The organism is Nodosilinea sp. LEGE 06152 (assembly GCF_015207525.1).
In the GTDB taxonomy this organism is placed as follows: Bacteria; Cyanobacteriota; Cyanobacteriia; order Phormidesmidales; family Phormidesmidaceae; genus Nodosilinea.
On record NZ_JADEWR010000006.1, the window covers coordinates 139,463 to 150,558 of the forward strand.

Consider the following 11,096-nt stretch of genomic DNA (forward strand, 5'->3'; position numbering starts at 1 on the left):
GGACTCCGAATTTTAATCCGGCAGGCTTCTAAAGAGCCCTGGGATAGCCTCAATTAACCAAATCGACCCGATACATAGTCCTGAGTTGCCTGCTCTATCGGCTCGTTGAAAACTTGCTCAGTATCCCCGTACTCCACCAAGTACCCCACTTTGTTGCCGGCACCGACCGCTTCAGCATTAAAGAACGCCGTCTTGTCAGAAATCCGCGAGGCCTGCTGCATGTTGTGGGTGACGATGACGATGGTGTAGCGGCTCTCTAGCTCTTTCATCAGCTCTTCAATTTGAAGCGTAGAGATTGGGTCAAGGGCCGAGCAGGGCTCATCCATCAAAATCACTTCGGGCTCAATGGCGATGGTGCGGGCAATGCAGAGGCGCTGCTGCTGCCCACCCGAGAGAGAAAGGCCGCTCTGCTTCAGCTTGTCTTTCACCTCATCCCACAGGGCGGCTCGCCGCAGCGAGTTTTCCACTAGTTCGTCCATGTCGCCCTTGTAGCCGTTGATGCGAGCAGCAAAGGCAATGTTTTCGTAAATAGATTTGGTAAACGGGTTGGGTTTTTGAAACACCATCCCGATGCGGCGACGCACATAAACCGGGTCAATGTCTTTGGCGTATAGATCGGTGCCCTGAAACATTACCTTACCCTCAACCCGCGCTCCGGTAATGAGGTCATTGGTGCGGTTGAAGCAGCGCAGGAGGGTGCTCTTGCCACAGCCGGAGGGACCGATAAAAGCGGTGATCTCATGCTTGAAAATATCAAGGCTGACATCCCGTACTGCCAGGCTTGACCCGTAGTACACATTGACGTTTTTGGCCCGTAAAGCAGCCTCAGTGGCGACTTGGCTGACAGAGTTTGTGGTCATGACATTACTCTACGCTGCAACTAAAAAACTTGCGCTAACCCTACTTCTGAAAACGATTCCGCAGATAGATAGCCGTAGCATTCATCAGTAGCAAAATCACCATCAGTACGATAATGGCACCCGCCGCTAGGGCGTGGAAGTCAGCCTGAGGCCTCGATACCCAGTTGTAGATTTGAATCGGTAGCACCGTGAACGGGCTCTGTAACCCTCTCAACGACAAATCTGGCAAGAAGGGAATGTAGGTGAGTGCCCCAATCGTGATTAGAGGGGCGGTTTCGCCAATGGCCCGAGACAGGGCCAAAATGACCCCCGTTAGAATACCCGGCAGCGCCAAAGGAAACACATGGGAGCGAACTACCTGCCAACGGGTGGCACCTAAGGCAAAGCCCGCCTGGCGCAAGCTGCTGGGAATAGACCGGAGAGATTCTCGAGTCGCAATAATCACAATGGGCAGCACCAGCAGCGCCAGCGTGAGTGCCCCCGACAAAACACTGCGCCCCTGGGTGATGGGGAACAGAATGCGAACAAATACCTGAAGACCGAGCAGACCATAAATAATAGAGGGTACGCCCGCCAGGTTGGAGATGTTGATCTCGATCGCCCGCGCTAGCCAGCTATCGGGCACAAACTCCTCGAGAAAGATGCCGGCCCCGACCCCGATGGGGAAGGTGAACAGCGCCACCAGCACCATGACCCAGATGGTGCCTACCAGGGCAGAAATAATGCCAGCTTCTGCCGGTCTTCTGGAGGGAAAGCTGGTGAAGAAGTTCCAGTTGAGTACAGGGACGCCGTCGATGAGTACATCAACGAGCAGTACCACCAGCACAAACAGGGAAAAAACGACGGCCAACAGAGCTAGCCAGGAAAACCACCGATCGATACCCTGGCGTCGGCCTAGCGCATTGAGAACCTCTTTCTGCTCAATATCCCAACCAGTATCCAAAGGGGTCGCTTGAGACGATAGGGGCGTCATTCGTAGGTCTCCCGAAACTTGCGAACAAACCAGAAGCTAATGATGTTGAAGATTAGGGTGAGCAGAAACAGCGTCATCCCGACCGCAAAGATGGACTGAAAAGCAATGGACCCAGCGGGCGTGTCGCCCAGGCTAACCTGCACAATGTAGGCCGTCATCGTCATGACCGGCACAAAGGGGTTGAGGCCTAGTCTGGGGTTTAACCCCGCTGCCAGGGCAACAATCATGGTTTCGCCCACCGCCCGAGATACCGCCAAAATAATTGATGCCACAATGCCTGAGAGAGCCGCAGGCAACACTACGCCAAAAATTGTTTCTCGCTTGGTGAGGCCAAGGGCATAGGAGCCATCTCTGAGCGCACTGGGTACAGCGTAGATGGCGTCTTCACTCAGGGAAGCAATCAGCGGTGTAATAGCAATGCCCATGACAATGCCCGCACTGAGAGCGTTAAAGCCGCCCAGCTGCGGAATAAAGAGCTGGAGAAAGGGGGTAACCAGCAGCAGCGCGAAGTAGCCGTAAACCACCGTGGGCACCCCCGCCAAAATTTCTAGGGCGGGCTTGAGCCACTTGCGGAGCTTAGGCGAGGCATATTCGCTGAGGTAGATAGCCGAGAGCAGGCCCAGGGGAACCGCCACGAGTAGGGCAATCAGCGAGGTTAAAAAGGTGGCGCTCAGCAGCACCAGAATGCCGTACTGAGGGTTTGAGAACAGCGGCGTCCACTGTCTGTCGGTCAAGAAGTTCCACAGGGAGACAACCTGGAAGAACTCGATGGTCTCGAACAGCAGGGAGAGGACAATGCCAACGGTAGTAGCGACGGAAATGATTGCAAATAGACCAAACAGCCAAATAACGGCTCGCTCTACCCATTTGTTGAGCCCTCGGCTAGGCTGCCAGAGGTTGTTGGGGTCGGGCGGCAAAGAGTTTGTCGTCATGATACAGAACTCTAAAAAATAAGGGGCCAGTCAACGCTGGCCCCCAGGAACTCGACAGACTTAAGCCTCAGTGAAAGGCTCAGCCAGAGGGCTTTTACAAGGCGGACCTAGAGTGCTTCGTCAAGCTTGACGCCGATAGGAGAGCCGCCCTCAAACACGGTGCCAGTGGTCTTGTTCTCAAAGCGAGCAACGACCTTTTCGTTGATTTCTTCGGGTAGGCTGACGTAGCCGACTTCATCGACTAGGTTGGCGTTGGCAGAGTCGATGTAGAAGTCAACAAAAGCCGCGATCGCGGGGTCGTCAGCGACCGACTGCTTAACGTAGATAAACTCAGGCCGAGAGAGAGGCTGGTAGGTACCATCGGCAACGGTTTCAGCGCTGGGTGCTACGCAACCGTCACCGTTGTCGATTTCCACAGCTTTTAGGCTTCCCTCGTTTTCTGTAAAGTAGGCGAGACCAAAGAAGCCGAGACCATTGGTGTCGCTAGAGACACCCTGGACAATAACGTTGTCGTCTTCGCTGGCGGTGTAGTCACCACGGCTTTCGCCATCGGCCCCAATGGCATCCATAAAGAAGTCGTAGGTACCGGAGTCGGTGCCTGGGCCATAGAGCCCGAGGGGAGCACTGGGGAAGTCAGAGCGAACCTGGTTCCAGTTGGTGACGGTGCCCTGGGCAGCGGGCTCCCAGATAGTATTCAATTCTTCGACGGTGAGGCACTGAGCAAAATCATTTTCAGGGTTAACCACTACGGTTAGACCGTCAAGGGCGATGGGCAGCTCGATGTACTCAATGCCGTTTTGGGCGCAGAGGTCAATTTCTTCCTGGCTGATGGGGCGAGAAGCTCCGGTGATGTCGGTTTCGCCAGCGCAAAATTTCTTGAAGCCGCCGCCGGTACCGGATACGCCCACGGTTACGGCTACGTTAGGGTAGGCTGCACCAAACTCTTCGGCCATGGCTTCAGAGATGGGAAAAACGGTGCTAGAACCGTCTACCAGAACCGTTCCAGAGAGATCAGAACCGGCAGCGGTTTCAGTGGTGCCGGCGTCGGGTGTTGCAGTTTGGGAACCGCCACCGCAAGCTGCCAGACTAGCCATCATTGCTACGAGTGCGGAGGAGTAACCTAGACGCAACATTTTCTTACTCAAAACCATGATCCTTATAAACTCCAAATCCAACGCTTCAACAACTTTGTTCAACGAACTTGTAGCTACATTGACCCAAACAATTGGAAATTTTGTCAATTGCTTAAATCGGCTAGCTAACCAAACGCATTAGTGGGCCTTACGGCGGACAAAACTTACGTTCTCAATGGTTTCTGTGGACACTGTATCACCTACAGGATGCCACGACGACAGCCTTCGTTTATTGACAAAATGGTCATAATTAATGAGAACAAAGCTACCGGAGGCAACCCTTCAAGATTCTAGACACACTATTTCCCCAAGGTGCATTTCACACCCAGTGCAATAATCGGACATCTCCTTCAAGAGAAGGTCAAGCTAATATTAACAAAAGATTTTTTATAGATTAATATCAGGTTAAATGCGCTATTTCAGTCGCTTGACGCAGCGGGGGTCGGGCAGGGTTGCCTTTTCTGGCTGGCGGGGAAACCAGAAGGCTGTGCGCTTGCAAAACTCCACCAGCATCAGCATCAGCGGCACTTCAATCAGCACCCCGACTACGGTGGCTAGGGCGGCCCCAGAGTTGAGGCCAAAAAGCGTTACTGCTGTGGCGATCGCCACCTCAAAGTGGTTGCTGGCCCCAATCAGCGCCGCCGGGGCCGCATCTTCGTAGGCCAGCCCCAGCTTTTGCGCCGCCAGGTAGGACAGCAAAAAAATAACGTTGGTTTGAATAAACAAAGGCACCGCAATCAGCACAATGTGCAGCGGGTTGCGCACAATTAGATCGCCCTTAAAGGCAAACAGCAGCACCAGGGTTGTCAGCAGGGCAATGACCGCCACCGGGCTGAGAATTTTAAGAAACACCTGCTCAAACCAGGCTTTGCCTCTGTGGCGTAAGATCCAGGTGCGCGAGATCGCCCCGGCCAGCAGCGGTAGGCCAACATAGACCAGCACCGACAGCACAATGGTCTGCCAGGGTACCGTCAGGCTGTTGGCCGTCAGCAGCCACCGACCCAGGGGCGCGTAGAGAAACAGCATGGCCAGGGAGTTGATTGCCACCATGACCAGGGTCAACCCCTGATTGCTAAATGATAGGTAGCCCCACATCAGCACCATGGCGGTGCAGGGGGCAATGCCCAGCAAAATGGCCCCAGCAATGTACGAATCGGCTAGAGTAATCTCGCTGCCGCGAATTACCTCAGTCCCCTCCAGCAGGGGCCGAAACAGCCCGCCGAGAAACACCTGGGCAAACAGCACCATGGTAAAGGGCTTGATCAGCCAGTTCACCACCAGCGTCAGCAGCACCGGGCGAGGGGTTTGAGCCGCCCGTTTCGCCTGCGAGAAATCGATCTTCACCATGATTGGGTACATCATGAAGAAGAGGCAGACGGCGATCGGTACTGACACCTGGTAAACACTCATGGCATCTAGCGCGATCGCCACCTGAGGCAGTAGCCGCCCTAGGGCAATGCCCACCCCAATACACAGCAGCACCCATAGGGTCAGGTAGTGCTCAAAGAAGCTAAGCTGCCCTCCCGCCTGGGCAACTCTAGGGCTGACGGCGGTATCGGAACGGTTGATCGACATAGGGCGTTGGAAAAGTGCGGTAGAACCGACTGCTACATTTCAAGAAAAGTTGATTGATTGATTCTACACGGTTAGTAGCCCATAGTCGCCACCCGTTCAATCAGAATGAGCTGCAGCGCCGGGGCAGCGAGGCGACCTTTTAGTCTATTTCGGCCAGCGTTTCACTGGGCCGGCTGGCCCATAGGGTGGTGCCAACAATCAGGCTGCCGCCCGCCAGGGTGCGCAGGGCGGGCAGTTCTCCCAGCAGCAGGGCCGCCAAGACAATGCCGTAGACCGGCTCTAGGGCGCTGACTACACTGGCGGTTTGGGTGCGCAGCACCGCCAAACTTTCGATAAATAGCGTGTGAGCGACGGCGGTACACAGCACCCCCAGCACCAGCAGCAGGCCCACCTCCTGCGGCGCGATCGCCAGGCTGGCCAGGGGAGTGATCACCAGCAGGCTCAGGCAGGCAAACAGATCTTGGTAAAAGGCGATCGCCAAAGCCGAGTATCGCTGTCGGTAGCCCTTGTTGAGCAGCTGCAGCAGCGCAAACGATAGCCCCGACAGCAACCCCCACAGCGCGCCCAGGGCAGTAGCCGACCCCAGCCTGTAGTCGGGTATCACTAGTGCTACGCCGAGTACGACCAGCGCGGCGATCGCCCCATCTCGCCAGCGCCAGGCTGTCTTAAACAGCAGCGGCTCTAGCAGCGTAACAAACACCGGAAAGCTGGAGAAGGTCAGCAGCCCAATCGCCACCGTCGCCAGCTGAATGCTGTAAAAAAAGCTCACCCAGTGGAAAGCCAGTAGTCCGCCCAGTAGCGCCATCCCTAAGCCATCTCTAGGCGATCGCAGGCGTACCGTTCGCCGCCCCAGAGCCAGCACCAGGGCCAGGGCCAAAGTGGCAAACCCGGTGCGCCCCAGCACAATAACCGAGGCGGGCAGGGCCAAAAACTTGCCAAACAGCCCCGATAGCCCAAACAAAAATACTGATGTATGCACCTGTAATAGGGCGGCGCTAGGGCGAGCCATAGCCAATAGCCTGCAAGACTTTAACTATTTTAGCCGGCGATCGAATCTGCCCTGGAACTTTCTTATAAACGGAATCAACCTCTGCCATCGCCAGCCATTCTGCTCCGCCCAACTTAGGGTTTTCATATATTTTGCCGATATGGTTGGCATCATCTGAGGCACTAAAATAGGGCACGTCTATGCGCGAAAACTTTACCGCCGAGGAATGGTCAACGCTGATTCAGGCTCCTATGCAGGCCGTGATGGGCATTTGCCTGGCCGATCGCGTGGACCCGGTTTCATTTTTGCAGGAGGTTAAGGCGGGGATCGCCACTGTGGCAGCAGAAGCGCAGCGCAGCGATGTGGTAGGAGACCTGACGCCTACCCTGCTGGCTGGCATCGCCGAGCTAGATGCCGCCGACCCCCTGGCCGGTGAACAGCTGCTTCTAAAGAAGCAATTTGAGCTACTAGGTCTAATTCAAACCTTCAAGACCTCTAAAGAAGGGCGTGACTATGCGATCGCGCACCTGCAAAAAGTTGCCGTTATTCTAGATACCAAGGTGACCGGCCTGCAGGCCAGCGAACTCAAGCAGTGGCTGATGTCGGTTGCCACCAAAGTCGCTGAAGCCTACCGCGAGGGCGGCATTATGGGCATTGGGTCGAGCCGCATTAGCGACAAAGAAAATGACATGCTCAAGAAAATGGGCGAGGCGCTGGCGCTGTAGTCTAGCAAGCGCTGCTTTCTTGAGAAAAGAAAACAAAATCGTAGCTAATGCTACTCTATAGCCGATAATTCCAGGTGCACAGGGGCTGCTGCCTCTGATATCTAAAATTTCGTCTACTGGCCCTGTTACTTAATTGTGTGAGGAGAAACGCCCATGCTGATTGGATTTTTAATTAGTGTCGTTATTCTGGCTATCAGCCTGCTAATCATTTCTAAAATCCCTCCCATTGGGGTTGAGATCGACAGCCCGGTTAAAGCACTACTGGCTGGCGCAATTATCGGTGCTTTTAACGGCATCTGGGGCTTTTTCCCCGGCGCTGTGCGCGGTTTCTTTGCCGTTATTAGCCTGGGCTTAATTCCGCTGATTGGAGCCATTATTGTGTTTGGCCTGGCCGCCTGGCTCATTGAAGGTTTCCGTCTCCGCTACGGCATCTGGAGCGCTATTCTCGGCGCGATCGCCCTAGCTATTGTCAGCTCCATTCTCAACTTCATTCTGCAACAGGTTGGTTTGGTTGGGCTCTAGGGCGTGCCATCAACTGTGGCCAAAAGTTAGATGTATCAAGCCTTGCCACGCCCGGCCCTAAGAATAGGCTAGGGGCTGTAAACCTTGATTTTGGGCGTTTAGCAGCTAATTGATGACAGCCCCCAGGTTGTCGACCACCTAAATTAAGGGATACTCAAAAGCCCTGAGCTAACTTAGCTCAGGGCTTTTGGGTCAGCAATTAAGCTACTGCCCTAGCCAGCGAGGGTTTTCTCACGACGGCCTTGCCGCGTTGCCCAGGCCGCAAACGCCCCTCCGGTTGCAAACATTAGCAGGCTGTAGATGGCCGCCGGAATTGCCAGTTCGGGCTGGTTGAGCAGGGTGGGGGCACTGGCGATCGCGATCGCCAGCGTGCCGTTTTGAATGCCAACCTCAACGGTAATCGCCGTGGCGCTGGGGCGGTCTAGCTGAGCCACCAGAGCAACACCATAGCCTAGGGCCATAGCCACCAGGTTGAGCGTCAAAGTCACCAGGCCCACCCGTGCAAAAAAGCCCACAACGTTGTCTCGCTGCTGTATCAGTAGCCCCGCAATAATCAGCCCCAGCAGCGCCAGGGAAAGCCATTTCACGCCGCGCTCTACCTGGGCCGCAAACCGGGGCAGGTAGTGGTGCAGCGCCATACCAATCGCCACCGGAATAATTGTAATCACCGCAATTTGCGCCACCGTGGCGATCAACGGCAGCCGCAGGGTTGCTGCCTCTCCCATAAAGGTCCCCATCGCCAGGTTCACCACCAGGGGAATGGTAAACACTGTGATCAGGCTGCTAATCGCCGTCAGGGTAATCGATAGAGCCACATTTCCCCGAGCCAGGTAGGTGACCAAATTTGAGGTTGGCCCCCCAGGGCAGGCCGCTAAAATTATTACCCCTACCGCCAGCTCTGGACTCAGCGGAAAAACCGACGCTAGCCCAAAACCCAAAATAGGCAGCATTACCAACTGCGCCAGCAGCCCCACAATCACGGCCTTTGGATACACGAGCACCCGCGTAAAATCGGCAATTCTAAGCCCTAGCCCCATGCCCAGCATGACCGTAAACAAGGCCAGGGGTAAAAACACCGCCGTTAAAAAGCTTGATTCCATAATTTCACCGCTTTTTGCTGCGAGTAGTGTAATACCAATAGTTAGGGCTATACCAAGTCCAGCTCAAAATTTGGGGTTTTTCTACAGGCAAAAGTCTACTTCTAAACTTGAATTTAGTTTAGATGGGCAATTTTGATTTGAAATACGCTTTGCCGTAATGTTTTGAGTCGGTGCGATGCCTCAGCGTGAGGTTAGAGATGGTGAAATTGCCAAGCGGTACCCTTATCAACTCGCTTAGGTAAAATAGGTGAACACACTGGCCATCAGGGCCAGAGCAGCCAGTACAAGGCCCGCGCCAATTAGGTTAGTTTGTAACGCCGTCAGACGGTAGGCCGGGCGCAGCCAAAAGCTCAAAATTTGACTGATGCGGGGCATTACCACCCAGGTCAAAATCGACGAGGTAATCAAATTATTAATCACTAGAGAAGTCGCCATCGGCCACGACTGCATAACGCCCAAAGCGCCAAACACCATGCTTTGTATCATCAGCGTGGGGTAGAGGCCAAGCACCACCGCCAGCACCTGCTTCCAGGCAGGTGGCCCCAGGCTATGCTGCTCAGCCCCACCGGTATGGGCCGAAAACCACCCCTCTAAGCCCGTGGTAAATGACTTGTATCGGTAGGCCAAAAAGGCATCGCGCCCCTCCTTGAGCAAATCGGCGCGATCGCTCGACTGTAGCCAATAATTCAGGTTCTCCGGCGTTCTGAAATGAACGATGGAGTACCACTTCACCACGCCATCGCCGCAGTCTAAGGGCGGGCATAGATCGCTGCGAGTGTAGCCCTCAAACTGGCGGGCCGCTTTCACCAGTCGGTTATACCATCGCCGAAAAACTGCCGCTGACTCCTGCCCCTCAGGCACGATGTACTCCATTACAAAGGTGGAGTAAAAATGGCCGACTGGGGAATCCTGAGAGTCCTGAGATTCTTGGGCACGTTCAGAGGAAGACGCCATGACAGTTAGTAGTGAAAGAAGGCCCGAGCGGCGAAAAAACTCCCTAACAGCAAAACCCAGAGCAGATTTTGCCTAATTGCCCTCAGCTCCGCCAAAATTTGCTCGGCATGGGCACCGAGCTGATCCTGGAAACAAGCTAGGGGCTGGGGCAGCAGCGGTCACTGGGGCAGACTCGCTGGCGGGGGCGATCGCATCGTTAGCCTGAGAGTTAAGGTCCGGGTCAGCCATAGACTTTTGGAGAATAGATGGCAGAGTCGAAACCGGGTCGCACCCCCTAAAGGTACTACCCCAGACCGGGAGGCTCAAGCGCTGATGTTGTCTGCCCATGACCTGAACCGGTCAGTACCGGTCTTGTCCCAAATCCTTAAGATTCTGTGGCGAACTGGTTTTAGGTTCTTTAAAGTACGTAACATTTAGTTAGAGATAGATTTCATACCCTTGGCACAAGAGACCCTAGAAGAGCAGACCGAAGACCTCAGCAGCCTGCTGAAAAAGGCCGCATTGATTGCGGTGGCGCTGGTTACAGCCGTTGTGTTGAGCGTTGTAGCGGTGCGCTATTCCCAGGCGTCTGACCCCTACGTTCATCAGGTGCTGTCTATGGAAGGCAACGGCACCCGAGGCGAAGCTATTTTCAGAATGAACTGCGCCGTCTGCCACGGTATCGAAGCCACCGGAGAAGTGGGGCCAAAGCTGCTTGGAGTGTCTGATCACAAGACCAAAGTGGGCTTGATCAAGCAGGTTATCAGTGGTCAAACCCCCCCTATGCCTCAGTTTCAGCCCGAGCCTCAAGATATGGCCGACCTGCTGATTTACCTAGAGCGGCTCTAGCACTGCGCCCTCCGACCAAGCCAGCCATATGCGCTCAGGTTAAGCAATTGTTACAGCTTTTATGAGAATCCCGACGGTTTTTGCTCGGTGGGGCGATTGTCTTTAAGAATTCAAACACTCATTCTAAAGAAGCTGAATCCCCACCAAACTGAGGCTTTGGGCGACTATGGCGATCGCCCGCGCTCCAGCCTCTGCCTCAAATGATTAAGCTGCAGCAGAATATTTGTTTACAAAACTCCACGTCTGTAGTAATCTGTACTTACACGGGTCACAAATCTACACGATTTGCCCTGTGTACCTTGAAACGATAAATACCAAGGACTAATACATCATGACCACTACTCTACAGCGGCGCGAAAGCGCCTCCCTGTGGGAGCAGTTTTGCCAGTGGGTGACCAGCACCGAGAACCGCCTGTATGTGGGCTGGTTCGGCGTACTGATGATCCCCACCTTGCTCGCTGCGACCGCCTGCTTCATCGTTGCGTTTATCCCCCCTCCCCCCGTTG

12 protein-coding genes and 1 pseudogene are annotated in these 11,096 nt (G+C 54.6%); 4 read left to right on the top strand and 9 right to left on the bottom strand.

The genetic code is table 11. The features are described from left to right. Positions 1-53 precede the first annotated feature (53 nt). The 7 genes from pstB to IQ265_RS11060 form a co-directional block, all read right to left on the bottom strand. Complete coding sequence (gene pstB, locus IQ265_RS11030) at positions 54-860, bottom strand: phosphate ABC transporter ATP-binding protein PstB (RefSeq protein WP_194053349.1); 807 nt, start codon at positions 858-860, stop codon at positions 54-56. A 40-nt stretch (positions 861-900) separates the two neighbouring features. Beyond that, positions 901-1,833, bottom strand: coding sequence for a phosphate ABC transporter permease PstA (gene pstA, locus IQ265_RS11035; protein ID WP_194053350.1), 933 nt, complete (start codon positions 1,831-1,833; stop codon positions 901-903). Continuing rightward, positions 1,830-2,765 (bottom strand): phosphate ABC transporter permease subunit PstC, encoded by a 936-nt coding sequence (gene pstC, locus IQ265_RS11040; protein ID WP_194053351.1) that lies wholly within the window; start codon positions 2,763-2,765, stop codon positions 1,830-1,832. Before pstC ends, pstA begins: the two co-directional genes overlap by 4 nt. Before the next feature lie 107 nt (positions 2,766-2,872). Continuing rightward, entirely contained in the window at positions 2,873-3,898 is a 1,026-nt protein-coding gene (locus IQ265_RS11045) for a PstS family phosphate ABC transporter substrate-binding protein (protein ID WP_194053353.1), read from the bottom strand. 414 nt (positions 3,899-4,312) lie between these two features. Beyond that, positions 4,313-5,473: an ACR3 family arsenite efflux transporter gene (arsB, locus tag IQ265_RS11050; protein ID WP_194053355.1), complete on the bottom strand. Its 1,161-nt coding sequence runs from the start codon at positions 5,471-5,473 to the stop codon at positions 4,313-4,315. Positions 5,474-5,612: 139 nt separating this feature from the next. After that, the gene (locus IQ265_RS11055) at positions 5,613-6,482 is read right to left on the bottom strand and encodes a DMT family transporter (RefSeq protein ID WP_194053357.1); all 870 of its coding nucleotides are present in this window, start codon (positions 6,480-6,482) and stop codon (positions 5,613-5,615) included. Next, positions 6,469-6,657: a hypothetical protein gene (locus IQ265_RS11060; protein ID WP_194053359.1), complete on the bottom strand. Its 189-nt coding sequence runs from the start codon at positions 6,655-6,657 to the stop codon at positions 6,469-6,471. Before IQ265_RS11060 ends, IQ265_RS11055 begins: the two co-directional genes overlap by 14 nt. Before the next feature lie 4 nt (positions 6,658-6,661). Here IQ265_RS11060 and IQ265_RS11065 point away from each other — a divergent pair, with 4 nt between their 5' ends. Together IQ265_RS11065 and IQ265_RS11070 are read left to right on the top strand one after the other, a co-directional pair. After that, positions 6,662-7,186 (top strand): hypothetical protein, encoded by a 525-nt coding sequence (locus IQ265_RS11065; protein WP_194053361.1) that lies wholly within the window; start codon positions 6,662-6,664, stop codon positions 7,184-7,186. A gap of 156 nt (positions 7,187-7,342) precedes the next feature. Further along, a complete protein-coding gene (locus tag IQ265_RS11070) occupies positions 7,343-7,708 on the top strand; it encodes a phage holin family protein (RefSeq protein ID WP_194053419.1) in 366 nt (121 codons plus the stop codon). A gap of 212 nt (positions 7,709-7,920) precedes the next feature. Here IQ265_RS11070 and IQ265_RS11075 read toward each other — a convergent pair whose 3' ends face one another. Beyond that, complete coding sequence (locus IQ265_RS11075; RefSeq protein WP_347404948.1) at positions 7,921-8,847, bottom strand: bile acid:sodium symporter family protein; 927 nt, start codon at positions 8,845-8,847, stop codon at positions 7,921-7,923. A 195-nt stretch (positions 8,848-9,042) separates the two neighbouring features. Then, a complete protein-coding gene (locus IQ265_RS11080) occupies positions 9,043-9,762 on the bottom strand; it encodes a hypothetical protein (protein ID WP_194053365.1) in 720 nt (239 codons plus the stop codon). Positions 9,763-10,200: 438 nt separating this feature from the next. On the opposite strand from IQ265_RS11080, the gene IQ265_RS11085 reads away from it, so the two are divergent. Both IQ265_RS11085 and IQ265_RS11090 read left to right on the top strand, forming a co-directional pair. Further along, positions 10,201-10,590 (top strand): cytochrome c, encoded by a 390-nt coding sequence (locus IQ265_RS11085; protein WP_194053367.1) that lies wholly within the window; start codon positions 10,201-10,203, stop codon positions 10,588-10,590. A 331-nt stretch (positions 10,591-10,921) separates the two neighbouring features. After that, a pseudogene (locus IQ265_RS11090) lies at positions 10,922-11,096 on the top strand (photosystem II q(b) protein); the annotation flags it as partial.